This is a genomic window from Sporosarcina sp. SG10008 (assembly GCF_044569405.1).
Classification (GTDB): domain Bacteria; phylum Bacillota; class Bacilli; order Bacillales_A; family Planococcaceae; genus Sporosarcina; species Sporosarcina psychrophila.
This window is the reverse complement of the sequence record NZ_CP172607.1, coordinates 2,360,347-2,386,536: the sequence shown is the minus strand read 5'-3', so window position 1 is coordinate 2,386,536 and position 26,190 is coordinate 2,360,347. Positions and strand designations below refer to the sequence as shown.

Below are 26,190 nucleotides of genomic sequence, written 5' to 3'. Positions count from 1 at the left end.
TTTTTAAGGAGGTTTACTATGAGTATTTCTAATGAAAATAAAATAATTGCAAAGTCAGCCTTACAAGCCTTAGGTGGCAAACCCAGTGTCTCGAAGTTCTGGGACGATAGTAATGTCAGTAACATTGATTTGCTATCAACGATAAACAGACCCTTTGATGGTGTAACATCATACTCGACTATTGGACTATCCAACCATTCAATTGGATTTACTGTTGATGAAACACCTTTACGAATAGAAATTGTGGGAGCAAGTGCAACAGAGTATGGACAATTTTCTAATGTATTGGCTACCTGTGCTTTTTGTATTATAAATTCAAAATTTTCGGTTTTCCACGGTGAAGTATTTCGAGATATAATAAAGATGTATTATCCCAATAGTGAGATGAAACATATGCTATTTGTTTCACCTTTCTTGTGGGAAGAATTAAAGACGATTGATTTTCCAAACAAAAAAGTTGCATGGTTGCTCGCAGTTCCAATATCTGAAAATGAGTATTTATTTGCTCAAGAAAAAGGAACAGATTCATTAGAAGAATTATTTGGAAAGGGAAAAATAGATATTTTTGATCTAGAACGAGAATCAATATTGTGATTTTCTAGTTTGTTGACCTTGATTGGCTTTTGCCTTTTAAGGTTTGTTTGATTTAACAGTTTCGGGATTGAACAAATTGATTTTTGAATCAAAAGCTTATGACGTTGGGCAGACGTATGTCATTGTATAAAGTGACAATTTAATCAAAATAATTTAAATGCTGGTACTGATACAATTCCGAATTGTGTTAGTACTAGGTGCCTTGTTAGCGGATAAATAAAATCAAGCCGCACACAGAATTTCGATTCCGTGTGCGGCTTTTTGTGAAATGCATTTTTAGAAAAGCAAAGGTTCATCACCGGATTCTTGTCCGGCATTTACGCCGTCCACCCCAGCCGTCCGTTGTGCTAAATCAGTCTGAAGAGTATTTTGCGCCGATATTGCTGCCCATTTATCCATTGGGAAGTCTATGGCCGTCACATCGTCCGTGAACAATCCTTCGATATCAGAAATCCATGTTTCAACGGCAAGACGTCTTAATTTCACTCAAGCTGATGAGAAATTGGCCGGACAACTTAATAATTCCCCAAATGATGTGGTTTTTGGTGCACTTGAGTTTAATAATTATGATTGGATTGGATATAGAAACATTGATTTTTTGGGGAAAGAAGTTAAGATAGCGTAAATAGTAAGTGGTGAAGTCGATGGTGAGTTTGATGAGGAACAATATACGGCATATAAGTCATTGGCAGAGAAATGGAGTCAACTACAACAAAGCATTATGGAACCTATATTGGATTATTATAAACAAAAAAGACATGAGCTTGGTTACGATGTCGAACCGAATGTAAGTTATCCTTTAATTGAAACGACTGATCAACTCCTTGGGAAAATAACGTTAGTCGGAATTTTCGTTCCGGATAATGAGCTTATTGAATATCTTGATATGGGACTTACATTTGATTGTACATGGGATATAGAGAATGGGTTAGGTCTTTGACTTATAAAAGGCGAGGTAACTGAGATAGGCTACCAGGATGTTGTAATTTGAATAAGAGGTTTGTTGACACAGAAAGATTAATGAATTATTAAATTCAAATAGCAATTTTAAAATAACTTTCTTTAAAATGTGGATTTGAAGAAAGAATGGTACTCTATATAAATTGAGCAAGAATAGTACTGACCTAACAATATTATATAAATGAAATATAAAAAGAATAGTAGTGTTGCTTGACAATAAAATTAAATTGTCAAGCAGAATAGCATCTCCATTCTATGGTTTCAATGGGGTACTTTTCTAAGGATACCGGTGTTTGTCAAGATAGTTGTCGCATATCGCTCTTTTTCTAAACTAGTTATTTAATCGAATCGGTCCGCAACTTTTCTTTCATCGGATTCAAGGCTACTGATTCATGTGGACTCCAGTTTCTAGTTGATTTTGACCAGCGTTCTGGATGTTTTTGTTTTGCCAGTTGATAGACTTCATGTCTTTTTTTAAGTATCTCAATATGCGCACCTGTGTGCCGTTGATCTGGAGTAACGAAATTTATTGCGCTATGTTGATGTTCATACGTGTGCCAATGAACGAACCTTTCGGTCCATGACCGCGCATCCTCAATTGATTCGAATCCATCATACGGGAACTCTGGTCGATATTTAAGTGTCCGAAAGACAGCCTCTGAATATGGATTATCGTTACTCACCCGTGGTCTTGAATAAGAGCTTTGGATACCTAGTTTTTCAAGTAACACTTGAAATGTTGCTGCTTTCATTGGGCTTCCGTTATCGGAGTGTAAGACAAGGGGAGCCCCGTATATTTTTTCACTTATAATGGTTTTTTTAATTAATACTTCAGCGTGAGCGGCGTCTTCTATTTCCCAAACTTCCCAACCAACAATCTTTCGGCTAAACAAATCAATGATCAAGTAAAGTTTGAAATATAGACCTCTAACAGGTCCTTTCAACCAAGTAATATCCCAAGTCCATACCTGATTAGGGGCCGTTGCTAAATAACTTTCGGGTAATTTCATCTCTGGTCTTTTACTTCGTCCGCGGTGCTGTTGCATTTTCTCTTCCCGTAATATCCGATAAAACGTTGATTCTGAGGCGATATAAATCGAATCATCTGCTAGTTTTGGCACAATCTGTGAAGGTGGTAAATCGACAAACTCTTCTTTTTTGACAGTCTTGATGACATCTTGTCTTTCCTCTTCTGTTAGCTTATTTTTGGGTTCAGGACGTCGCACATGGGGACGTTGATCTTCCTTTATTCCACCGTTCGAAACCCAGCGTTCATACGTGCGCACACTAATATTTAGTTCTGCACATGCCACAGTCATTCGTGCACCGTTTAGATTCGCTTCTTGGATAAGTTCTACCGCAAGTACGCGATCTGACGGGTTAATCATTCGTCCTCGTGGTCCCCCCAGATCGCTCGGGCCTTTTTTCTTAATAATAATAAGGCTGCAGCTTCTGCCAACGCTTTTTCCTTTATACGTAAATCCTTCTCAATCTCAGTTGTATGTCTTTTTTCATCCTTCAGCTCCTGGGAAAGCCGTTTAGTTTGATTCAGTTCACAAGTGTTGGCGTTTAGACAAACAGAACGCCATGCGTCAATCTGTTCCTTGTATAAACCTTTTTTACGGCAGTATTCTGCAAGATTTATTTCATTCATTGCGTAGGTTTCCAGTACTACCAAAAACTTATCTTCACTACTCCAGCGTTCTGAAGTCTGTCCATTTCCAGGCGTTGGGTTTCCATCAATACGCGCTTTTTTTCTCCATTTATAAAGGGATTGTTCTGAAATACCGGTATCCATACTAAAACTCTTAACAGATTCGTTATTAGGTGGCATCATTCTTACAAGGATAGCGTCCTTCAGTTCTTTGGTATATCTATTCCTTTTCTCACTACTCATGTCGCACGGCCTCCATCTATTAATTAAAGTATAACAGGTGAGTTCTATACGACACCTAGCCTAACAGAGGGGGAAGATAATCAAAGACTCTTGAAAAATAGAGCTGGAGACATATTCATTTTACCGCCAAAAAAGTAAAAAGAGATGAGGTTTAGTGATGGAAGAGAGATTAACAACATCAATTGTATTATATGGTGAGATTGATTCCTTTGATTCTGAAAAGTGGTTAGATTTTTTTAAATATGTTATAAATTTTATTAATTCACTTAATTTAGAACCGAATTATATGGCCGTTTCTGGGGTGTCAATTAAAAGTAGCAAGATTACTTCACTAAAAAGAATTGAAAGGAAATTTTGTGAATCGGTGGAAAAAGGTGAAGAAATTTCATCTGTGTCTATATATAGTCTTCCAGAAGATTATGAAATAGCTGCTTTTGATTATAACGTATATATATGTAGGACTAATAGGTTGAAATATTCACATATAATAATTACGTTACCCAATGAAATATTTGACAAAGTTGATTTTAAGGGGGTAATCGAAGAATTGAAAAAAAATATAGAATTCGAAAATGGTGAAGTGTTTAAGTTGTTAAATTTGGAGAGTCCCCACCTATATGCCTCCAAAGCAAACGATCCATCTTCATTTAAGACCTTAGATGTCATTTTAAAATTCTAAACATAATTTTACCTTGATTGGCTTATTACCTTTCAAGATTTTTTTCTTGATCCCGCGATTTATGGTTGTAATATATTGATTTTGAAGTAACTGCTCATGATGTTAAACTGACAAACCTTCTTTATCTTGGATTGTCGGTAAACAACAAGAATAGGGTGTATGTAAATATAGCTAATAGGGGTCATAAATATGAATAGCAGGAAAGGATGAGAATTACTAGTATGTTTGATGCGGTTTGAGCGCACTAATCCACGGACGTGAATATCGTCGATTTTGAATCCCCTCTTGAGCGTCGAAACAATTCGATTTAAATTATTTACTGCCTGTATCATTTGCTGTACGAATCGGAAGTCAGGTTCTAAACGAGATAACTTCTGATAGTGTAATTATGAAAAAATGAACTGGAAGTACTTACAAAGCTTTTCATAGAAAATGATGTAGACTTTACTGATCTTCATAAGAAATTCAACAATATAAAATGCCTTGGAACCTATCAAAGACAAGATACAGATTTATGTATTTGATAGGTTCCTTTTTAATATATACTAATGGCGCTATGAAAGTAGTGAATATCAGTCCTTTCCACGATGGCTCGCGGCGGAATCATACCATGCTGAATCGTTTGGAAAATGAAATGAAAGCAATCGAGACCGCAGTCGAAGGACTTGTTGCATTGGAAGACTCATTGAAAGGACAAGGAGGAGATGCAATCCGTGCATTTTATGCGGAGTGCCACCTGCCGTTCTTACAGTTTTTCATGACATTCAAAAGCAATTACGTAAATGTCCTCACCCAAATGGATTCCGCACTCGATGCATTGGAGCCAGATATGAACGGGTTCATCCGTCAAACGTTTCTTGAAGGAGAAGTTGAAGAAGGACTTACGGGAATTTCACAACTGACAAGCAGTCTCACCGACGAAGCCAACGCCATTATGAATCAAGTCGCCGATATCGTTGCTCTTCCACATCTGAATGATAGTGATGTGCAGGAGGGGGTTCGGGATGCGCGGAGAAAACGGGATAAAACGATTGCCGATTTGTATGAATTTGATGCGAACCAGACGAGGGCTTTAATAGCGATAGAGAATGACCTGAAGACGATGGAAACATGGATTTCTGATATCGAAGGATTGTTCACTGACGGTGTGACGGCCATAGACTTCCCAATGGATAAATGGGCAGCATTATCGGCGAAAAATACACTTCAGACAGATTTAGCGAAACGGACTGCACCGATGGCTAACATAGCCGGGGTGATGGTGGACAGCCCGCCTGTAACTTTATTTGGGGCTAGCAATTACACATATCCAGGCATGGCAACTTGGGCAAGTCCGATTAATGGATTTAACAAAGAGTTTGAGAAATATAGCCAAAAAGATTTTCCTAATTCTACACCTAATCCTGTAATGAAATCTTTGTATAGCTTTAAGGAAATCGGGACTGGCTTTGTAGATGAAGTAAATACAAGAACGGATAAAGCATTGGATTCCCCTAATGACTTTGCGAACTATGCAACACTTGGTATTTCAGGTGGAATTATCTCGGGGGCAAAAAACAGAACGGATAAGATGTGGAATTCAGCTTTTGACTTTACGAATTACTGGACTATCGGTTTAGCTGGAACGGTTAAAGGGGCAATCGCACCGGAAGAACCCTTTTCCAAGGAACATTGATTGGACAGCTTAGGGCTCGCAACAACTTTTGTGGGTGGCGCGAAGGCAATAGCTCCAAAAGAATCTTTGGGTGCAGTTAGTGTTAAGGAAACGAGTAATTCGCTGAATACGAGTAAACCTCCTAAGGGAGTCAACAGAGTAGATGGACTATCAAGAATTGATTTTCTACAAAATAAGTATGGTAAACTCACAACAGAGCAATTACATCAAAGAATTAATTTGCGTGGTGAAACAGCGAAGGAACTTAGTAAATTATCAGGTCTAAGTAAGAATGATGCGGGTCCTGCACTTGCGGGTGTGTATGATAAAACAAATGGGAAATATTATTTTGCTATTAATGAAATAGATGGTAATATCTCTAGCAAACTACCCTTTTTGATTGAAGATCGAATAAAAAATATGCCAGATAATATAGCTAATTCTTATATAAGAACAAAAGGAGTTGGCTCACATGCAGAGGTTAATGCTATAAATGAAGCTTTATTAGCAAACCCCAATGCTAAAATTGAAAATTTAACAGTACATGTTGTAAGAAGCGGGAAAAAATTAAAGCCGGCCGGCCAAATGATGAAACGATGTCTGCATTGTGAGTATATTACTGAAGGTATTGAATTTATTTCGGAGGTGCCTAAAAATGTTAAGTAATGTTTTAAAAAAGGAATATGTAATGGAAAATGGAGTTGATTTTGATGAAGAATTATGGTTTGCGCCACCCTATGGGGATTATGTCATAGATGCAGAGGATAGTGGGAAACCATTTACTGGTCTAGCTTATGAATTATATGATAATGATAATTTAGCATATTATTCTTATTATCAAGATGGGGTTAAAGAAGGACAGTCTGTTCGGTTTTATAAAAATGCTAGGATTAAATCCATATCAAATATGAATAAGGGTACTTCACATGGAAATCAATTAAGTTATTATGAAAATGGACAAATTGAGTTTAAAGGGGAAAGATTTGCGGGGTTAGCAATTCAATATAAAAAATGGGATGAAGACGGAAATCTTATTGAAGAGAAAACAGGTCCAGACGAAGGTGATCTGAAATATATGGACAACTTTCGATGATTAACAGATGGATTAGAGATTTTATTGAAATGCAAAACAAATTGCAACCTAAAATTTTACTTGAAAATAGCTTTGTCATAAGTGAAATAAATCTTGTAGCTGGTGTAGATATCGCTTACTGGTCTGAAAAGGGGATAGACTATGGAATTTGTTGTATAGTCGTGATTGATCATGAAACCAAAAAGGTAGTAGAGCAGATTGAGTACTTTGATAAAATAGAGATTCCGTATATGTCAGGTTTTTTAGCTTTTCGTGAATTGCCTTTGGTGCTTAAAACAGTAGAAAGATTAACAATAAATCCAGATTTATATATGTTTGATGGCAACGGTTATTTGCACTATAGACATATGGGGATTGCTACACATGCTTCCTTTTATCTAAACAAACCAACGATTGGTATAGCGAAAAGTTATTTAAAAATAGAGTATGTCGATTTCATCATGCCTGAAAATTTAAAAGGTGCATACACAGATATAGTAATTAATAATGATGTATATGGAAGATCCTTACGAACGAGAGAAAACGTAAAACCTATTTTTGTTTCCTGTGGTAACTGGATTGATTTAGATACGGCTACAGAATTAACGTTACACTTTATAGAAAAAGATAGTCGTTTACCGATTACAACGAGATATGCGGATTTAGCAACACATCAGAGTAGAAAGAGAATAGTGGGAGAGAAGTAGAAAACGAATTTTTTCCATAAAAAGAGAGAAACTGCGTTTTCTATATATATAATAGACACTAGCTAAAGGGAGCTATTGTGTTCCAGTAATAGTAGTCCGTGCAGTCACAAGGATTGTGTAATCATGAAAAAGAGGATCTAGATGAACAAACAAAGTTTTGCGTAGAAAATGAAGTAGACTTTACGGATTTCTACAAGAATTCTAACAATATAAAATGCCATGGTGCCCATCAAAGACAATATACAGAGTCATGTCTATGATAGGCACCTTTTTCAAATATATGAAAGTAGTAGATGTCAGTCCTTTCCACGATGGCTTGCGGCGGAATAATACCATGCTGAATCGTTTGGAAAATGAAATGAAAGCAATCGAGACCGCAGTCGAAGGACTCGTTGCGATGGAAGACTCATTGAAAGGGCAAGGTGGTGACGCAATCCGTGCATTTTATGCGGAGTGCCACCTGCCGTTCTTACAGTTTTTCATGACATTCAAAAGCATTTACGTAAATGTCCTCACCCAAATGGATTCTGCACTTGATGCATTGGAGCCGGATGCGAACGGGTTCATCCGTGAAACATTCCTTGAAGGAGAAGTTGAAGCCGGACTTACAGAAATTTCACAACTGACAAGCAGTCTCACCGACGAAGCGAACGACATTATGAATCAGGTCGCCGATATCGTTGCCCTTCCACATCTGAATGATAGTGATGTCCAGGAGGGGGTTCGGGATGCGCGGAGGAAACGGGATCGAACGATTGCCGATTTGTATGAATTTGATGCGAACCAGACGAGGGCTTTAATAGCGATAGAGAATGATCTGAAGACGATGGAGACATGGATTTCTGATATCGAAGGATTGTTCACTGACGGTGTGACGGCCATCGACTTTCCGATGGATAAATGGGCAGCATTATCATCGAAAAATACTCTTCAGACAGATTTAGCACAACGGACTGCCGGGATGGACGGCGTAAATGGGGGACAAGTATCCGGTGATGAACCTGGCAATCTAGTAGGGGCGAATACTTCTGAAGATGAGCAGATGAAAGCACTCTATGCCGCAATGGAAAAAGAACAACATGTGGCTAATCCTGTGAATGACTACGCAATCGATCCGAATACGGGTGAATATTTGATGACATTTGAGGGGAAGCGTAAGGTTTTAGGCGGAAATGGTACTGGGACTATAGATGGATTCGCTCCTTATGGCATGGCAACATATGACTTTTACTTAGGAGATATTGGTACCATGCTAAGTCCCGATGCAAGTGCAAAAGAGAGGTTTGAAGCAGCATTATTCACGTTTGTTAAGCCTCTGAAATTGGCGGATACTGGGCATGATATTTTAAAAGTCGGGGAAAGTGGTAAACTCCCAGTGGAAACTGGGGGAAAAATACAGATCGTTGATGGCAAAAAACAGTATAATGTGAATGGGACATGGTTAATTGATAAACAATTTTCAGCTCTAAGACAAAAGGCTGTCCGTCAGGCATGGAAACATGAGAAAGAGTATGTTCGGAAAAATGGGAAAGGAACTAGGGATTGGACACCTGAAGAAATACAAGAGTTACTTCAGAATGGTAAAGTGAAAGGATACGAAGGACAGCATATGAAGTCTGCTAATGACAATCCTGACTTTGCTGGCGATCCTGACAATATCCAGTTCTTAAAAGGAAGAAATATGGATGTTGATGAACATCTTGATGCACACGGGGGAAGCTATCATAACCCAACAAATGGCTACTACGATCCAAAGACTGGTGTTATGGTGGAATTTGGAGATGAAATCCCTTGGAATCCCAATTGAATAGGAGGTAATAAATAAATGACGGGAAAATTCTATTCTGAAAATGATGATTTACAACCGTTCTTGGAGGAAATAAATAAATATGCAGATGGTGTTCATAGTCTAAATATAGGAGTTGATTTAGATACTATAGAAAAACTTGAAATTGAACTTAATATTCAAATTCCTGAAATATACAAAGACTTTCTTCTGGCGTGTAATGGTGGTGAACTGTTTATACCTGGAACGATTTTATCAGAGATTTACATCCCTTCTTTTGGTCCGAAACAAATAGGTAATTCATATTTAAATGATTCTTTTAAAAAAGAACGAAGACGACCGGGGATGCCAGACAAATATTTAATTATTGCAGATTTGAATTATGGTGACACTATTTGTATGGAGATTGAAAAAAACGGTGAATATGATGCAAAGATAATACAATGGGATCGAGAGAGTCAGACCGTTTCTAGAAATTGGGATGGATTTGTAGAATGGATAATGGATGTCTTAGATGAAGGGGAAATGTTAGTGGATTATAATGGTAACGAAAAAGATTTAGAGTTTTGAACTTATTTAGCGCTAGGGGTCTATCACTTATTCAATCGTGAAGTTAAAAAATTGTGTTTATTTTGATTAACATGATTGCCCCAGTGACAGTGGTCGACCCCTATATAACGGACATGCGTTATTACAAGAAGATTAAACTTGATGTGCTTACACAGATTTTCATAGAAAATGATTTAGACTTTACGGATTTCTACAAGAGTTCCAACAATATAAAATCCTGTGGTGCCTATCAAAGACAAGATAAAGAGTCATGTCTTTGATAGGCACCTTTTTCAAATATATGAAATATATACTGGAACGACCAAGGTTAATGGAGAAGTAAGAGATATTAGCAGAAGGGTTTTTCAAAGGCTAGACATTGATTATAAAAGGATTGACCCTGATAGTGGTATGACAAATTTTCAATTAATGAAAAAAGGAAGAGCACCAATTTGGAAAGATGGAACAGTTATAGAGCTACATCATTTAATCCAAAGAGAGCCAGGGGCAATGGTGGAAATTCCTGCGAGTATGCATGATGAATATCATAAAATTTTGCATGGTTTGGTGAAGAATGGTGGGAGCTTTAGATATGATCCTGTATTAAAAAAGCAATACGATAACTTTAGGGGTAAATATTGGAGATGGAGAGCTAAGCAAATCGAAAAAAGCGACTTGTAAAAGGAGGAACCATATATGGATAAAGAGGAATTAACCAATTTTATAAATGAACATAAGGAATTAGATGACTTTACTGGTGGAGTAGATGAAAGTCAAATCAATCTTGTCCAAAATGAGCTAGGGGTCGAATTACCAGAAAGTTTTAAGTGGTTTTTAACTACCTATGGTTCTGGTGGGTTATTTGGAGTTGATATTTCAGGAGTGGCTAAGTCAAATAGAGCCCCTGTTGTTGTTAACACAAAGAGATATAGAGATTTAGGATTGGAAAAGGATTTAGTAGTTATCGAAAATGCTGGAGAATATGTTTATTGCCTATGTACGAGCAAAATGGAGAATAATGAGTGCCCAGTAATAGGTTGGAATAGATCTGGTGGACTTGATGACTACAACACAGCAAAGAACTTTTATGAGTTTTTATCCCAAAGGTTGTTGGATGCACAAGAAGCATGGGAAGAAGATTTTTAAGATAGATAAATATTGATACAAAGAAACTCGAAAACTTTTGATGGTTTTACTACAAGGATTTGTATAAAGATATTTTGTTTATGAAAAATGTACGATAATTAGTCGAGATGACATTTTAAACATACGAAGTATTATTACTGGTAACAAGACCAAAAATTACGAATTTAATTAGGCTAGCTGGCTTAAAAATAGAATTAGTAATGAATTACTTTATATAGCTAACTACAAAGGACTTGATTGTTTTGGCACTGCCTATCGTTTTGAGTCAGTAAGAAAATACCTTATAGTGCAGCCAGTTGATGGTATTTTACCGGCGACTGGCTGTTTATTTCGTTTGAATACTGATATTGTTATAATAAACAATTTAGTCTTCGACGATTTGGATGACATGTGCATGTGTTGTCCGGTGGATTCCGTCGAGATAGAACGTTTCAGACTTTAGTGAGGAGTGAAACGTCTCAATTCGGGACTTATCAGCGGGCGTAGCTTTGCGGGACATGCTCATGGTGATTCCTTTTTCTTTACCGGCGTGTTGATACGCATACGACGTATAGACCGTACCTTGATCACTATGCAATCGATCTTCATACAGGCAAATACATCATGATGAACCAAGGATTCGTTCGTGTTTCAAAGGATTACGGACCCAAAGAACTGAGCCTCATTGATAAAGCCGGGTTGGGAGTAGCTAACTTCTTAATCCTGGATGACTTAAAAACAATCACGGATCCCGATAGTTCCTTCATGGCTAAGGGACTGTCCATGGCCTCGATTACTCCTTTTGGGCCAGCGATAAAAGCGGGTAACGCGGGTATTAGACTTGTTAGGAAGTCTTCAATAGTGAAGTGGATAAGTCCTAAGAAAGTTGAAAAGGTTAGTGGTACGGCTACAGGTAATACCGTAAGTGATTATCTTGATGATATAATTGTGAAAGGGAATGCTGATGCTGCTAAGTTGACTAAGCTAAAAAATGCTATTCAGAATAATACTTTTAGTGTAGATGAGCTGTCTGAGATTAGAAAAAAGATGTCTGATTTAGGCATCACTAAAGAATATGATGAAGCATTAATTAAAATTGATTTTGGTAAGTATCTACGAGGATTAATAGGTGACCCGCCTGTTGATATGGTAGATTCACATGCTCATCATATTTTATTCAAAAAAGGTCTAGGTGAGGCTCAACAAAAACTTGTTCAAGAAGGTCAAGAAATATTAAGGAAATATGGTATTGAACCTATAATTGGTAAAGAAAATTTAGTTTGGGCACCAAATAGAATTGCTGGGCAACATAATATATCAGCTTTAGAAAATGTTGTTAACCAATTGAAAGCAGTTGATGCTGCAGGTGCGGACTTAGATGATATTATTGAAATACTAGAAGACCTGGGAAAACAAGCTGCTTCTAGATGATAAGAATTAAAGGAGAAACTAAAATGGATAAGACTAAAATTGCAAAAGACATTAGAGGTGCCATCAAAAATGGCCAATTGGATATATTAAGAGACTTACTTGAGAAAGAACCAGAAATGTTAAAATGGATGACACCTTTTGGTACATGGTTACATGTAGCAGCAGCTCATGGGCATTTAGAAATAATAGAATTTCTTATTAATGCCGGGATAGATATTAATGCACAGGGTGGAACTTTTTCTACAAATGCTCTGGAAAGAGCGGCTACAAAAGGTTATTTAGATATTGTTGAATATCTCATTAACCATAATGTTGAGATTGATACTAGTGAACCAGATAGAAATCCCCTGTTTGCTGCAATATATGGTGCTAATTTTGAGATTGTTGAATTGTTAGTTGAGAATAATATAGATATCACTATAAAATACTCTGGTGAAAGTATGAAAGATATGAATGCTCATGCCTTTGCCATTGAAAGAGGACAAATAAAAATCGCGAAATATTTAAAGCAAAAGATGGATGAAAAAGAATGAAAAAGTGTTACAGAGAATAAGCCGATAAATCACGAAATTTAACAGACTCATTGGTTTAAAGATAGAATATTAATGATTTATTTTATATAGCTAATTATTAAGCATTTGATTGCAATTAGGCAAAAAATGCTTTTTTTTGTGCAAGAATTTTGGGACGAGAAAGCCGATTCAATACGAAGTGGTTAAAGAAGCGGAAGAAGAATTCGATGACGGTGGTGTACGTGAGCTCAACAACTATTTTGAAGGTACGAAGCTAGCATTTGTGGATTATATCCATCCGAGGGCAATCGTCCAAAAAGGCTTCAAAAAAATGGCGCTCCCCCTTATCACGGGAAATAAATCTGTCAAATATAAAGAAGATATTTCTGGTAAGAAGACATCAACAGTAGAGGAGAAGCCTAAGGATACCGGGAAAGTGGTTGAGAATGGTAATAAGGCTGAAATATTAGCTCAGAATTGATCGAAAGGAAGAGCTTTTGAACAGGCAGAATTACCAAAGTTTGAGAAAATTGCAGATAATGTAGTAGAACAAGTAACTAAAAAACAAATCAAGGCACAAAAATTAGAGTTGATGCAATTGGAACGAATAAATTTACCGGTGATATAGTGATTCAAGAGTATAAATCATCAGTAACTGCACCATTAACAAAAAATCAAACAAAAGGATTTCCAGAATTACAAAGTGGTGGGGGAAGTGTAGTAGGAAAAGGAATATTTAAAGGAGGTACTCCTATGCCGCCTACTAAAGTTGAGATTATTAGACCGGATTAGAGAGGAGAATAATATGTCTATAATAGAAACTGATAAAATAGATGCTACGGGTATAAGCAAGGACGGGAATGGCTTGATGTTGATGCTTGCAGACCATTTGGATTGGGATGATGAATTAGGGCATTTAGCACTTTTACAAGATAAAATTAATGCGTATTTAGGATTTATTGAATCAAATCAGTATTCAGATATCTATCCAAATATAGCATTTGAATATTACGTTATTAATGTAAGATTTAAATATGAAGCCACTGAGAATTGTTTAAAATTTATCGAAGGGATTAATACACAATTAAGAGAATATAATATCCATGTAGTAGAAAGTGGAGATTAAAATGGGAGGAGACCAAGGGACGGCATGGGTAAAAATCAGAAGAACCAAGAATTGATGAGTAAAGTATTTGAAGACTATTTTAGTGAGATACAAACAGATATGGTATCAATTTGTTTAGAGTATGTAGAAGATAGGGCTGAAAAAATATATATTTATTGTTCTTTTGAAGAAGGAATTGTATCAAGTGATTATTTTTATAATATTAATGGTAAGGTAGTAGAACGTCACAAATTAAATGATATGTTATCTAGTGGAGAAAATAACTATGATGTATCTGTTCAAAGGCAGAGTGGTGTTGTTAAAATTTTGAATATGGATATTAAAAGTGTAATAAATTTATGCAAGGAATATAATAGGGAAATACCAACAGAAATGAAATTAATATATAATATAGAAGAAAATAGCCTGAAAGCAGAATATAAATACGAACTAGTTTATTCTGATGACCCTGTTAAGACAGCGGATGATGTTGCAATGGAATGGTTCGAGGAAATAAGTAAAGATAATAGTTGGAGTCAATAACTAGCATTACAGGGAATTGGTAGTTTGAAAACTTTATTCTCCTACACTGAATCTTAGATCTTCGAATAACTTGAATTAAAGATGTATATGAGTCTCTGGTATTAGTATGAATGCTTTTTATATACAGATTGCCGACAATTAATTATATATAAAACGCCACAGTGAAAATAATTTGCTGTGGCGTTTTTCCTTTGTCTTAAATCATTCGTATTATGAGATTAGTAGCTGATTTATTGTCTAAAGGGCACGAATGAACACAAATGTTTAGAACCATAACTTTCGGCCCCGACTTGGCAGGGTAGACATGCCGCGCATTTTATGCGGAGTGTCACCTGCCGTTGATTGCCCCGTTTTAGAAAAACTTTGGTGTGAATTTAAAAATAATGTCCAAGAACCTTGGACAATCTCACATTTACTTTTAGTGAAGGTAAATTATAGATTGAATATGACTACGAGGATTTATAGGAAGCAGATGATTATGAAAGGCGAATTTTTTGGAAGTATAAGTACCTAGGGCGTTTACCTGAGGATGAAGATGACCAAGAATTCTTAAGGTAGTATTTACAATCAATTGAAGAAAAAGAGAATGAAAACGATAACGAACAATAATTAATAAATCTTGATAGAACGAATATTAACCACTCAGTCAAGATATTTTTATATTGAACTCACATTTCGCGGCCCTACCCAACCCTAAAAGGTATTTTCCTCCCCCGTATCGAAAAGTATATTTACCTCTTTATTCGAACGTCTAAGAAGGTATATAACGGACACGTGTAATTATAAAAAGATTAAACTGGATGTACTTACAAAGATTTTCATAGAAAATGATGTAGGCTTATTCTTGCTGGTAAACCAACTGCAGGGCATCATAGTTATAGTGCTTCGAAATATCCACATCTTGCTGATAAAGGAGAAATAATCTATCCAGCAACTTTTAATGAACATTTAAAGGGATGGCATGGTGGGAATTGGTGGAATAGTAACCCGGGTGAGCCTATAATACCAATTAAAGGCTTTTAGGGAGGTAAAATTTATGGTAAAAATGAAATTGAAAATTGATAATGATTCCAATAAATTAAAGTATGTACCTATTATCAGACAGAATAATAGGGCGAGTATTCAAGATATTAAAGAAAATATAGAAGATAGTAAAGTAGTACTAGAATGTGATTATTTTGATACGGATGAATTAAAAGATTTTAAGAAAACAATGGAAGCTGTAATAAGTAAGGGGGCTACAATACATTTGTTTCAAGATGATAGAGAGGTTCAAATTGATTATATTAGTAACCTTATTAGTTCATATGAACAAATTGCTGAAGACAGAGAAAAGCTAGATGATAGGATTTTAGGTGATGATTAAAAAAGAGTAGAGTATTAAAACGTTCAGTTTCAACTTTATATATTGAATTGTAAACAAAATAATAAAAGTTATGGTGTTGAAAATAAACATATATAAGCATATATGTAGATGAATAAAGATAAAGTATATTTGCAGTGGAAAGAAAAGAACCGTTTATTTAAAAATAAAGGCTGATGGTTGTACTTTCAGGGTATTATATTTTAATACTCGGTTTGTTAGAACAGTACGATAAATAGGTGAGATTACATTTTATATGGGAGAGGGAATTATGACAGGGCATTGACACTATTGACGGTGTATATGATGCTATTACAATAAAAAACTAGAGATAGAGGTGTTTTTATAAAATGAAAGTATTTGAAGATTATTTTTCAGAACTACAAGGTGATATGGTTTCTATTTGCTTGGAATATGTAAATGGAAAGGCAGAGGAGATATATATTTACTGCTCCTACGAACCAGAAACATATTATTTTAATGTATTTTATAAAGTTAATGGAAGTATTGTTCATAAGCATATGTTAAATGAATTTTCCGCCGGATATGTTTATGATACTTCTATTGAACGACAAAAGACCCTCATGAAGATTGGTATGTCAACACTAAATCAAACGATATTATTAAAGGCTATTTTTTTATAAGCAACCGGACTTAGGTAGCCTAATGTACTGTGCGAACGGATATTATTATACCAATTGACATAATCGAAAAGCTCAAGGGACAGCTGGTTAGGGTTTGATAGTGTGCTCCGTTGATCAATTCTGTTTTTAAAATCTTAAATGTTGCCTCTGCCACCGCATTATCATAAGGATTCCCTTTATGGCTAAGTGATCTTTTAATTTTGTATCCACTTAATAATTCATCGATACCAACGTTTTTAAATTCAGAACCGCGATCTGTATGAAATAAGTTCACGTTTCCCAATGGGTATTTTACAGAATCGAAGGCACGCTGAACTAGAGTAGCGTCTTTTTGTGCTCCGACGCTCCATCCGACAATTTCACGATTGTATAGATCGATTAAGAAACAAACGTAACTCCAGCGATATCCTACTTTTACGTATGTTAAGTCGCTTACTAACACGGACATCTCTTTGTCCACTTCAAATTCTCGATTTAATACGTTTCGAACGGATTCTTCATTTGGTCTTGTTGCCATTGGTTTATAGGAAGGTTTGGCGTATTTTGATTGAAGTCCAAGTTCGCTCATCAATCTTCCAATTCGGCGTCTCGAGATCGTATGGCCTTCTGTCTCTTTATCTAGTTCTAATTTTAGTTTCCGAGTACCATAAACGTGTCGGTTTTCATTGAAAACCTTAGCGATCTTTTCTTTTAATACGCGTTCTTCTTCCTGCTTTACTTGTTCTTTTTGAGCGGATACTTCAGTGTCATAATAGAAGGTGCTACGCGCAATTTTCAGGACTTTACACATTGCTGATACCGAATAGTTGTGACGGTTTTGTTGAATCACATCTATTTTCGTCCCATGATCAGCGCTGCTTGCTTTAAAATATCTACTTCCATTTCTAGTTGCTTATTTCTCTTCCGTAAGGCAATCAATTCCTGTTCCTCTGGAGATTGATTATCTTTCTCTAAGAAAGAACCTGACTGCCTGAATTGTGTAATCCACCTATCAAGAGCAGATGCGGTTAATTCATATTCTTTGACAATATCTTGTCGGCTTTTCCCATTTTCATATAGGGCAACCACTTGTTTTTTGAAATCTGTAGAAAATGATCTTCTTTTTACGGACATAGTAGATCTCCTCACTTCTTGTGTATTATTCTACTAGCCCTTAATTTGATTGTCCAACTAAGTGTAACCTATCCAGTAAGCCTAGATACTTCTAGCGACTATAATACATTTGTAAGACGACTTAATAATTGGGCTAATTATAGACTAGAGGGTGGGGTTTCATCTTTACCGGAAGGTCTTAAATTAAAGTAGGAGGATCCTATAATGAAAAAACAAGGATGGGTTTCTTTTTGGTTAGGTAATATTAAAGTAGAGGACTCTATAGGAGAGTATGTAGATTTAACGTATGATGAGGATGGCGAGTCTGTACCTTCCAAATTTTTTATGGATTTTAATATTGATATGGATGAAACAGATGAGGATACTATAGAAAAAGCGGTCTATAAGAATAGTAGTAGCGATATTTACACATTATTAGCTGGGTGTTCGTATGAAGAAATTATCATCCCACAATTTAAGGAAAGTATAGACTTGAAAAAATCATATAATGCAGTAATTCTGATATATAACTTTGAGTATAACAATGAAATTACTTCAACTAATGATTTTGACTTTATTACTACTACAAATTATGAAAAGAAAACACTTATAAGTATGGAGAATAGACTCAATTGAAGGGCAACACAGAAATTACTTTTCGGGAAGAACTGCTTTATAATAAGGAAAAAAATAATTTAATCAGTCAATTAGGCAATGTAGACAATCCACTAATACTCCATTTTTTTGCAGCAAATTATAACTGGAATAGGGGGTTTGATGTTCCAAAAGCACTCATTGAAAACGAGTATTGTGATTTAGGAACAGGATTACTAATATTTCATTACGCAGATGGTTTTCGAATGTTAGAAAATCCAGAGGAAGTTTCAGATTCAGCATTAGAAGAGTGGAAAGATTTTTTATTAAATGTTTACAATAAACTAATAAACATGAATTTTAAGACAAAAGATATATCATTTGAACCTGAATTAACAAAAATTCAGATATATAGGATTAGAAAAAGTAACCCGAATATACCAGATTTGCTTATTAGTAAATCACCAGGTGAATTAGTTGATATTCCTAATATATAATGTGATTTTAAAACCTTGATAGCCAAGTCCCTTTCAAGGTTTTTTGTTGAGGGGATACCTAGTGTCGAATGCACCACTATAAAGAACTGGGTGTACTTACAAAGCTTTTCATAGAAAATAATGTAGACTTTACTGATTTTTATCAGAAATTTAACGATAACTGACAAACCTTCTTTATCTTGGATTGTCGGTAAACAACAAGAATAGGGTGTATGGATAGGGTACACTAAGTTGGATAGAAAAATAAGAGTTGAATCTAATTGAAGAGCGCTAGAAACACCCTTTGGAGAAATCGTGGACACTGAAAAAGTCCGCTAATTAAATTGTAACTGAAACTATCCATTGAAAATGCTTAGGCGCTTAAATGATGTTGTAGAAATTATAAAGGAGTTTAAAAATGGAAATTAAAAATAGTGATTACGGTGGATTTATAGTTTCTAAAAACATTATTTCAGGTTTACCAATTAGATACTCTTTTCGAGAAAAAAGCCCTATCCCGCAATTAAATGGATGGAATCTATATTCTACGATCGATGATGATAATTATATTAGTAATGCAGATAATTTTATAGTATTAAATGCTGAATCTATTTATAGAATCTCTCCCGTAATCTTAGAGGTTTTTGATGCTCATTATGGAACTGATTTGTGTTGGTTATACGAAGAGGGGATTCATCTAGGCTTTTATGATTTAAAAGGAGATAGGGAAACCTCTATAAGTGATATATTAAAAAATAATTAAAATGTGATTACTTTTCATTTACTATTTTGCTAGTTTCTTAAGGACGATGAAGAAATAGTTTGGAAGAGTAAGATGATTCAATCCCAAAAAGGCGGAGTTTAAAAACTTAATATTTAATGGAAACTGCGAGAGGAGCAGCCTTTAACATGCCTGTTAGGCTGTCTTGTCCTCATATTTTGTGACTGCTTGAAGTTGTAGGCTAGTATTTATGAGTGAATCCAGATTTTTAAGCGCACTAATACGGACGGGAATATTGTCGATTTTTGAATCCCCTCTTGAGCGCCGAAACAATTCGATTTACTTTATTTACTGCCTGCATCATTTGTTTAACGAATCGGTAGACAAGTTCTAAACGAGATAACTTCTGATAGTGTAATTATGAAAAAAATGAACTGGATGTACTTACAAAGCTTTTCATAGAAAATGATGTAGACTTTACTGATCTTCATCAGAAATTCAACAATATAAAATGCCTTGGAACCTATCAAAGAGAAGATACAGATTTATGTATTTGATAGGTTCATTTTCATATATACCGATGGAGCTATGAAAGTAGTAAATATTAGCCCATTCCACGATGGCTTGCGGCGGAATAATACCATGCTGAATCGTTTGGAAAATGAAATGAATGCAATCGAGACCGCAGTCGAAGGACTCGTTGCGATGGAAGACTCATTGAAAGGGCAAGGTGGTGACGCAATCCGTGCATTTTATGCGGAGTGCCACCTGCCGTTCTTACAGTTTTTCATGACATTCAAAAGCATTTACGTAAATGTCCTCACCCAAATGGATTCTGCACTTGATGCATTGGAGCCGGATGCGAACGGGTTCATCCGTGAAACATTCCTTGAAGGAGAAGTTGAAGCCGGACTTACAGAAATTTCACAACTGACAAGCAGTCTCACCGACGAAGCGAACGACATTATGAATCAGGTCGCCGATATCGTTGCCCTTCCACATTTGAATGATAGTGATGTCCAGGAGGGGGTTCGGGATGCTCGGAGGAAACGGGATCGAACGATTGCCGATTTGTATGAATTTGATGCGAACCAGACGAGGGCTTTAATAGGGATTGAGAATGACCTGAAGACGATGGAGACATGGATTTCTGATATCGAAGGATTGTTCACTGACGGTGTGACGGCCATCGACTTTCCGATGGATAAATGGGCAGCATTATCATCGAAAAATACTCTTCAGACAGATTTAGCACAACGGACTGCCGGGATGGACGGCGTAAATGGGGGACAAGTATCCGGTGATGAACTTGGCAATCTAGTAGGGGCGAATACTTCTGAAGATGAGCAATTGAAGGCACTCTATGCCGCAATGGAAAAAGAACAACATGTGGCTAATCCTGTGAATGACTACGCAATCGATCCGAATACGGGTGAATATTTGATGACATTTGAGGGGAAGCGTAAGGTTTTAGGCGGAAATGGTACTGGGACTATAGATGGATTCGCTCCTTATGGCATGGCAACATATGACTTTTACTTAGGAGATATTGGTACCATGCTAAGTCCCGATGCAAGTGCAAAAGAGAGGTTTGAAGCAGCATTATTCACGTTTGTTAAGCCTCTGAAATTGGCGGATACTGGGCATGATATTTTAAAAGTCGGGGAAAGTGGTAAACTCCCAGTGGAAACTGGGGGAAAAATACAGATCGTTGATGGCGAAAAACAGTATAATGTGAATGGGATAAGTCCAAAGAAAGTTGAAAATGTTAGTGGTAAGGGTACGGGGAAAGATACAGGGCAGGGAACTAGAACAGACATTACGTATTATCGTGTGCAAGGAGGAACACCTCCTAAGGCCAGTATGAAGAGAATTAGCAAAAAAGACGATGGAAGTATCAGCATTCAGAAAGACGTTAATGTTAATATAAGTACTGGAGATATTGAACACGCTAAATATTTCCTTAATGAAAAGCGCCCTGGTGGAGAAATAGTTGCTTTTGATATTCCTGATTGGCTTGATGAGTTTGTTAAAGAAACTGCAATTCCACAGAGAGGTTATAAGAAAAACCCATTAAATCAAGGTGGTAATGCACCTAAAACTGTTGATCCGTCTACTCCAGGTGACTCATATGAATTTCTACCTATATGGTCTGAATGGATTGAGGAATATGGGGAGAATGGTAGAATAATAAAAGATATTGATGATTAGGATAATTCAATTGTGGAAGGTGATTTTTTGAAAGTACAAATAGAGTACGGTGAAAATATTATTGTGGCCGTCTTATTTAAAAGTTGTTGGAAATGGTATGTTACTGAGAAAGATTACTGGTTTTTAGACCTAACTAAATTAGATAATGCATTTTTAAATAAGGGATATAAATCTACCAATCAGATTGATTATTCAGATCGTTTTAATATAGCTGTGTTAGATGAAAACTCAGCTGAGGATTTTTTTAATGAGATAAGCGAATTTGAAGTAAGTAAAAGTGAATTAAGAAATATAATACTAATTTCGGAAGAGACTATTACAGGAGTTAATAATAATTACCTTGAGTTTATGCCAGCCTTATTAGTTGATTTTGATAATAAAATATTACTCTCTTGTTTTCCTGAACCAGCTTCTTTTGAAAGCTATGTTCCTGAAGGATGGTCAGGAATGTATAAAGAATTCTTAGACAAGGTTCCAGATGAAGAAACGTACTGGATGATAAATAACAAAAACTATTTTCTGAAAGAGGAAAGTAATGATAATTAGGAAAGGGGGTAAATACCTTTGGAACAAGACAATAAACTAAATTTGTTAAATGAGAAATTTATTAATGGTGAAACAGATCAAGAGGTTGAGGGTATTACAATAATGATTGATGGTAAATTCAAACAAACTCTAGATATAATTATGACTAATATTACTGAGTACTCTAATTATAGCGAGGTTATGCGTGATATCATATTCAGTGGTACCTCACAAATTATCGAATCAATGAAAAAGTGAATTTTTAATCCTATTGAACAACTTATGAAAAAATAAACGAATTACTACTTTTAAGAAAAAAGCTTGATAAATTAAGGCGCCTAGTTCTGATACAATTCCGAATTGTGTTAATACCAGGTATTTTTTTAACACAGGTATCCTTTATTCAGAACAGAATGGTAAATACGAATAAGTTGATAGTAAATGGGAGTCATTCTACGCCATTTTAGGGCCATATATTGAAATGATAAACATAAATATCCCATTCCGTGCCTCGCAAATTGTAATAAATGGTGTGACTTTTCAGGGATAAAACTATTGGTTAAAAACTGGGTTGTCGTACCAGGATTAATTCAAAGCATAGATTGCACTTTCCTACAGTTAGAACGATAATCAGCCATATGTTCAAATGGCTGATTTTTTGTGTGTATCCTTATAGTGTTTCTGGTGAATACGGATGTGCCATTGAAACCGAAAATGATATCATAAACGCAATAACCTAAAATGTCGTTGATTTTAAACGGTTAGCATGGCATGAAGGCAGTAGCTCCAAAAAAAATCTTTGGGGACCGTTGGTGGTAAGGGGACGGGTAATCCACCGATTACGAGTAAACCCAACTTCAAATGATTTCATTGTAAATGTAATTAGAACCGGCCCTTTCCACGATGGCTTGCGGCGGAATAATACCATGCTAAATCGTTTGGAAAATGAAATGAAAGCAATCGAGACCGCAGTCGAAGGACTCGTTGAAAGGACAAGGAGGAGATGCAATTTTTCCATGACCTTTTTACATAACTCACAATTCTGTTTGAACAACTAGCCAATGTAGATACAGAAGATATTAATGTTTTGATCAGCTACTTCCAAATAGGTGTGGATTATATTTTACGCTTACGTTATATACACAGTAGACATATGAGGGATTGCTACACATGCTTCATGTTATCTAAACAAACCAATGATTGGTATCGAGAAAAGTTAGTTGAAACTACAGGATATCGATTTTGTAATGGTTGAAAATTAGAAAGGCGCATATACAGATATAGTAATTAATAATGATCTATATGGAAGATACTTATGAGCGAGAGAAAATGTAAAATCCATTTTTGTTTCCAACGGCAACTGGATGGAACAAGTTATAAATTGAATACATTAAGTTATAAAGCATTTCTTTGTAATGAAAAATGCTTTTTATCTATGTCTAAAATTAAAAGGAAATTCATACAACGATAAAAATGTGGTAATAAATGATAATATTTTATTGTTAAACGATAAAAAGTGTGCTAAAATAAAATTAACAATAAATAAGTGAGGTGTTTTTTTATGAAACAAGGTTCAACACTTTTTTTAAAGATAGCTGTATTTCTTATTGGAATCCCAGTTCTTGCTTTGTGCATATTCGGGTTACCTTGGTTAACTAATAATCCAGTAGATCAAGACTATGCCCACATACTATATCCCATTTTAATAGGCATGTATGTATCAGTTATCCCGTTTTTCTTTGCATTGTATCAGGCTTTTAAACTTTTAAGCTATATTGACAAGAACCAATCTTTCTCTGAACTATCTGTCAAATCTCTGAAGAAAATTAAGTTTTGTGCAATGTCAATCAGTGGTTTGTATGTTGTAATTATCCCATTTGTTTATCTTATAGCGGATCTAGACGATGCTCCAGGTCTCATAATAATAGGAATGGTTCCTATCTTTGCTTCAATGGTAATCGCAGTATTCGCTGCTGTTCTTCAAAGACTTTTACAAGAAGCGATTGATATAAAATCGGAAAATGACTTAATAGTCTGAGGTGATAACAATGGCAATTATAATTAATATTGATGTGATGCTGGCTAAAAGGAAAATGAGCGTTACGGAACTTTCGGAGAGGGTTGGAATTACGATGGCTAATCTTTCTATATTGAAAAATGGAAAGGCAAAGGCGGTTCGACTATCGACTTTAGAGGCGATTTGTAAGGCTTTAGACTGTCAGCCTGGAGATGTTTTAGAATACAAAAGTGATGAAGACACGATGCTTAATTGATAGAGCCTCTGGACGCTGGAGGACTCCCGCAGTCACCTCCATATAAACGAATTGATGGTAATTGCATATATTTTAAATAAGGATAACCTTGCTATATCGGCAAGGTTATCCTTATTTATATTAAAGAAAATATACTATATATGTTGAATTAAAGAATCCCATTGAAGCTGTGGCGCTCAATAAGGGGAGAGTTGTAATTCGGGGTGTGGATTGTAGAACAGTTGGCACTTTGGAGATGTCTTTACCGCGCCTTCGCTAGGGTGTTCATTATCGAGAGAAATGTGATTTTGAGATGTACATGCTGAGATTATAAGGTGATTACTAGTTGTTATTAATTATATTCAATAAAGACGCACTCCAGGTTGCAGATCTTATCACAAATTATGAAATGCACTTTCTCACATAGACCATCCAGCAAAGCGCGTCTTCGTGGTAGCCGGAGCGATAAGACTGAAAGCGGTCTTCTTTCTGGCTTATCGCGGGAGGCATCCACAAAGCGTCCAAGCGGTATTGGCGGGAATTCTAATTAGTTCTAAGTATTGGGACTTTTTCAGTGATCTCCCAAAAGTCCTTGTAAAGCGCATACGCCGTATTCATTTATAAAAAGAAATCCAAATTTAAGACAATCAACGTTGCCCTCCACCTCCCGTAACGATGCGATTATTGAAGGTCCACTACAATCAAATACTGCACCAAAAAACTAATCTCACTTTAACTTCTGTAAGCTGTTGACAATCTTCTAAAAAGTATCTAGTATATAAATGAGAGTGATAATCGTTATCAATTAAATTTAACGTATAACTAATCCTTAGAAAAGTAAAAGAAGGAAAGAAACCTTAATCAATCGATACGATTACATATAGAAAGGAAGTACTGAAAATGTCAGCTATTACAGTAGATCAAGTTGCGATTGGTTATTCAAGCACACTAATAATTGATGAATTAAGTGTGTCTATTCCTGAAAAAAAGATAACTACGATCATTGGTCCGAATGGCTGTGGGAAATCTACTTTATTGAAAGCGATTTCGCGCGTATTGAAAACGAAAAGCGGTGCGGTCTATCTTGATGGACGTGCAATCCATCAGTTAGAAACGAAAGAAGTAGCCAAGAAGATGGCGATTTTGCCACAGTCAGCTAACGCTCCAGGGGGACTTACTGTATTTGAATTGGTTTCCTATGGCCGTTTCCCGCACCAAAGTGGCTTTGGTTCATTAAAGAAGGAAGATTATGAGTATATTTACTGGGCAATTGAAGTAACCGGATTAAATGAGTTTAAGGATCGCCCTGTTGAAGCATTATCAGGTGGACAAAGGCAACGCGTGTGGATTGCGATGGCGCTTGCGCAGGACACTGAAATTCTAATTCTCGACGAACCGACTACATATTTAGATTTAGCGCATCAACTCGATATCTTACTTCTCCTACAGCGACTTAATGAGGAGGAAGGCCGGACAATTGTCATGGTTCTTCACGATTTGAATCATGCATCCCGTTTTTCTGATTATTTGATTGCCATGAAAGATGGCACATTAGTAAAAGAGGGGACACCAGAAGAAGTGATGACTTGTGCTAATTTACAGCTTGTATTTAACATAGACGCCAGGATTACAACTTGTCCATTTAGTGAAAATCCAATTTGTCTATCGTATCAATTGTGTCAGAAGGAACGGTAAACC

Annotated in this window: 30 protein-coding genes and 3 pseudogenes; 28 read left to right on the top strand and 5 right to left on the bottom strand. The window is 36.0% G+C overall.

Annotated elements, in window-relative coordinates:
* Nucleotides 1-18 precede the first annotated feature (18 nt).
* Entirely contained in the window at nt 19-594 is a 576-nt protein-coding gene (locus tag ACGLYD_RS11540) for a suppressor of fused domain protein (protein WP_399627949.1), read from the top strand.
* 276 nt (nt 595-870) lie between these two features.
* On the opposite strand, the gene ACGLYD_RS11535 is transcribed toward ACGLYD_RS11540, so the two are convergent.
* Complete coding sequence (locus ACGLYD_RS11535) at nt 871-1,080, bottom strand: hypothetical protein (protein ID WP_399627946.1); 210 nt, start codon at nt 1,078-1,080, stop codon at nt 871-873.
* A 16-nt stretch (nt 1,081-1,096) separates the two neighbouring features.
* On the opposite strand from ACGLYD_RS11535, the pseudogene ACGLYD_RS11530 reads away from it, so the two are divergent.
* Nucleotides 1,097-1,534, top strand: a pseudogene (locus ACGLYD_RS11530) (DUF6985 domain-containing protein).
* Between the two features lie 355 nt (nt 1,535-1,889).
* On the opposite strand, the gene ACGLYD_RS11525 reads toward ACGLYD_RS11530, so the two are convergent.
* Together ACGLYD_RS11525 and ACGLYD_RS11520 are read right to left on the bottom strand one after the other, a co-directional pair.
* Nucleotides 1,890-2,942 carry an IS3 family transposase gene (locus ACGLYD_RS11525; RefSeq protein WP_399627943.1) on the bottom strand — a complete coding sequence of 351 codons (1,053 nt, stop codon included), beginning with the start codon at nt 2,940-2,942 and terminating at the stop codon, nt 1,890-1,892.
* Complete coding sequence (locus tag ACGLYD_RS11520; protein ID WP_399627941.1) at nt 2,939-3,451, bottom strand: transposase; 513 nt, start codon at nt 3,449-3,451, stop codon at nt 2,939-2,941. The genes ACGLYD_RS11525 and ACGLYD_RS11520 overlap by 4 nt, the downstream gene beginning before the upstream one ends.
* A 157-nt stretch (nt 3,452-3,608) precedes the next feature.
* Here ACGLYD_RS11520 and ACGLYD_RS11515 point away from each other — a divergent pair, with 157 nt between their 5' ends.
* The 9 genes from ACGLYD_RS11515 to ACGLYD_RS11475 all read left to right on the top strand — a co-directional run bounded on the left by ACGLYD_RS11515 (nt 3,609) and on the right by ACGLYD_RS11475 (nt 11,044).
* Nucleotides 3,609-4,130: a hypothetical protein gene (locus tag ACGLYD_RS11515; protein ID WP_399627938.1), complete on the top strand. Its 522-nt coding sequence runs from the start codon at nt 3,609-3,611 to the stop codon at nt 4,128-4,130.
* Nucleotides 4,131-4,740: 610 nt separating this feature from the next.
* Complete coding sequence (locus ACGLYD_RS11510; protein WP_399627935.1) at nt 4,741-5,805, top strand: ribonuclease YeeF family protein; 1,065 nt, start codon at nt 4,741-4,743, stop codon at nt 5,803-5,805.
* Nucleotides 5,806-6,450, top strand: a complete 645-nt coding sequence (locus ACGLYD_RS11505; RefSeq protein WP_399627931.1) for a YwqJ-related putative deaminase — start codon at nt 5,806-5,808, stop codon at nt 6,448-6,450.
* Nucleotides 6,440-6,877, top strand: coding sequence for a hypothetical protein (locus ACGLYD_RS11500; RefSeq protein ID WP_340767560.1), 438 nt, complete (start codon nt 6,440-6,442; stop codon nt 6,875-6,877). Before ACGLYD_RS11505 ends, ACGLYD_RS11500 begins: the two co-directional genes overlap by 11 nt.
* On the top strand, nt 6,874-7,563 hold the full coding sequence (locus ACGLYD_RS11495; protein WP_399627928.1) for an endonuclease V: 690 nt from the start codon (nt 6,874-6,876) through the stop codon (nt 7,561-7,563). The genes ACGLYD_RS11500 and ACGLYD_RS11495 overlap by 4 nt, the downstream gene beginning before the upstream one ends.
* A 334-nt stretch (nt 7,564-7,897) precedes the next feature.
* A complete protein-coding gene (locus tag ACGLYD_RS11490) occupies nt 7,898-9,370 on the top strand; it encodes a T7SS effector LXG polymorphic toxin (protein WP_399627925.1) in 1,473 nt (490 codons plus the stop codon).
* Between the two features lie 18 nt (nt 9,371-9,388).
* A complete protein-coding gene (locus ACGLYD_RS11485; protein ID WP_399627922.1) occupies nt 9,389-9,919 on the top strand; it encodes an SMI1/KNR4 family protein in 531 nt (176 codons plus the stop codon).
* A 222-nt stretch (nt 9,920-10,141) separates the two neighbouring features.
* Nucleotides 10,142-10,579 (top strand): HNH/ENDO VII family nuclease, encoded by a 438-nt coding sequence (locus ACGLYD_RS11480; RefSeq protein ID WP_399627920.1) that lies wholly within the window; start codon nt 10,142-10,144, stop codon nt 10,577-10,579.
* Nucleotides 10,580-10,594: 15 nt separating this feature from the next.
* Nucleotides 10,595-11,044: an SMI1/KNR4 family protein gene (locus ACGLYD_RS11475; protein ID WP_399627917.1), complete on the top strand. Its 450-nt coding sequence runs from the start codon at nt 10,595-10,597 to the stop codon at nt 11,042-11,044.
* A 281-nt stretch (nt 11,045-11,325) separates the two neighbouring features.
* Here ACGLYD_RS11475 and ACGLYD_RS11470 read toward each other — a convergent pair.
* Nucleotides 11,326-11,621, bottom strand: a pseudogene (locus ACGLYD_RS11470) (IS3 family transposase); the annotation flags it as partial.
* Nucleotides 11,622-11,647: 26 nt separating this feature from the next.
* On the opposite strand from ACGLYD_RS11470, the gene ACGLYD_RS11465 reads away from it, so the two are divergent.
* From ACGLYD_RS11465 to ACGLYD_RS11430, 8 genes are all read left to right on the top strand, one after another.
* Nucleotides 11,648-12,454, top strand: a complete 807-nt coding sequence (locus tag ACGLYD_RS11465; protein WP_399627914.1) for a hypothetical protein — start codon at nt 11,648-11,650, stop codon at nt 12,452-12,454.
* A 23-nt stretch (nt 12,455-12,477) separates the two neighbouring features.
* Nucleotides 12,478-12,987: an ankyrin repeat domain-containing protein gene (locus ACGLYD_RS11460; protein ID WP_338656036.1), complete on the top strand. Its 510-nt coding sequence runs from the start codon at nt 12,478-12,480 to the stop codon at nt 12,985-12,987.
* A gap of 136 nt (nt 12,988-13,123) precedes the next feature.
* Nucleotides 13,124-13,447: a hypothetical protein gene (locus ACGLYD_RS11455; RefSeq protein ID WP_399627910.1), complete on the top strand. Its 324-nt coding sequence runs from the start codon at nt 13,124-13,126 to the stop codon at nt 13,445-13,447.
* Between the two features lie 324 nt (nt 13,448-13,771).
* Nucleotides 13,772-14,092, top strand: coding sequence for a DUF6572 domain-containing protein (locus tag ACGLYD_RS11450; RefSeq protein WP_399627907.1), 321 nt, complete (start codon nt 13,772-13,774; stop codon nt 14,090-14,092).
* Nucleotides 14,093-14,146: 54 nt separating this feature from the next.
* A complete protein-coding gene (locus ACGLYD_RS11445) occupies nt 14,147-14,614 on the top strand; it encodes a DUF600 domain-containing protein (protein ID WP_399633202.1) in 468 nt (155 codons plus the stop codon).
* A 489-nt stretch (nt 14,615-15,103) separates the two neighbouring features.
* A complete protein-coding gene (locus tag ACGLYD_RS11440) occupies nt 15,104-15,172 on the top strand; it encodes a hypothetical protein (RefSeq protein WP_340767721.1) in 69 nt (22 codons plus the stop codon).
* Nucleotides 15,173-15,650: 478 nt separating this feature from the next.
* On the top strand, nt 15,651-15,980 hold the full coding sequence (locus tag ACGLYD_RS11435) for a hypothetical protein (protein WP_399627904.1): 330 nt from the start codon (nt 15,651-15,653) through the stop codon (nt 15,978-15,980).
* Between the two features lie 347 nt (nt 15,981-16,327).
* Nucleotides 16,328-16,621: a hypothetical protein gene (locus ACGLYD_RS11430; RefSeq protein ID WP_399627901.1), complete on the top strand. Its 294-nt coding sequence runs from the start codon at nt 16,328-16,330 to the stop codon at nt 16,619-16,621.
* Here ACGLYD_RS11430 and ACGLYD_RS11425 read toward each other — a convergent pair.
* Nucleotides 16,588-17,734, bottom strand: a pseudogene (locus ACGLYD_RS11425) (IS3 family transposase). The gene ACGLYD_RS11430 and the pseudogene ACGLYD_RS11425 overlap by 34 nt on opposite strands.
* Nucleotides 17,735-17,938: 204 nt before the next feature.
* On the opposite strand from ACGLYD_RS11425, the gene ACGLYD_RS11420 reads away from it, so the two are divergent.
* From ACGLYD_RS11420 to ACGLYD_RS11380, 9 genes are all read left to right on the top strand, one after another.
* The gene (locus ACGLYD_RS11420) at nt 17,939-18,349 is read left to right on the top strand and encodes an immunity 22 family protein (protein WP_399627898.1); all 411 of its coding nucleotides are present in this window, start codon (nt 17,939-17,941) and stop codon (nt 18,347-18,349) included.
* Nucleotides 18,346-18,804 carry a DUF4274 domain-containing protein gene (locus ACGLYD_RS11415; RefSeq protein WP_399627895.1) on the top strand — a complete coding sequence of 153 codons (459 nt, stop codon included), beginning with the start codon at nt 18,346-18,348 and terminating at the stop codon, nt 18,802-18,804. Before ACGLYD_RS11420 ends, ACGLYD_RS11415 begins: the two co-directional genes overlap by 4 nt.
* Before the next feature lie 397 nt (nt 18,805-19,201).
* Nucleotides 19,202-19,546: a DUF2185 domain-containing protein gene (locus ACGLYD_RS11410; protein ID WP_399627892.1), complete on the top strand. Its 345-nt coding sequence runs from the start codon at nt 19,202-19,204 to the stop codon at nt 19,544-19,546.
* Between the two features lie 600 nt (nt 19,547-20,146).
* Nucleotides 20,147-21,715: a ribonuclease YeeF family protein gene (locus tag ACGLYD_RS11405; protein WP_399627890.1), complete on the top strand. Its 1,569-nt coding sequence runs from the start codon at nt 20,147-20,149 to the stop codon at nt 21,713-21,715.
* A 27-nt stretch (nt 21,716-21,742) separates the two neighbouring features.
* On the top strand, nt 21,743-22,261 hold the full coding sequence (locus ACGLYD_RS11400; protein WP_187047930.1) for a hypothetical protein: 519 nt from the start codon (nt 21,743-21,745) through the stop codon (nt 22,259-22,261).
* Nucleotides 22,262-22,279: 18 nt separating this feature from the next.
* On the top strand, nt 22,280-22,498 hold the full coding sequence (locus ACGLYD_RS11395) for a hypothetical protein (RefSeq protein WP_187045271.1): 219 nt from the start codon (nt 22,280-22,282) through the stop codon (nt 22,496-22,498).
* 1,303 nt (nt 22,499-23,801) lie between these two features.
* The gene (locus tag ACGLYD_RS11390; RefSeq protein WP_399627885.1) at nt 23,802-24,278 is read left to right on the top strand and encodes a DUF2975 domain-containing protein; all 477 of its coding nucleotides are present in this window, start codon (nt 23,802-23,804) and stop codon (nt 24,276-24,278) included.
* 10 nt (nt 24,279-24,288) lie between these two features.
* Nucleotides 24,289-24,513: a helix-turn-helix transcriptional regulator gene (locus ACGLYD_RS11385; protein WP_067210825.1), complete on the top strand. Its 225-nt coding sequence runs from the start codon at nt 24,289-24,291 to the stop codon at nt 24,511-24,513.
* An 879-nt stretch (nt 24,514-25,392) separates the two neighbouring features.
* Nucleotides 25,393-26,187: an ABC transporter ATP-binding protein gene (locus ACGLYD_RS11380; protein WP_067210822.1), complete on the top strand. Its 795-nt coding sequence runs from the start codon at nt 25,393-25,395 to the stop codon at nt 26,185-26,187.
* Nucleotides 26,188-26,190 lie beyond the last annotated feature (3 nt).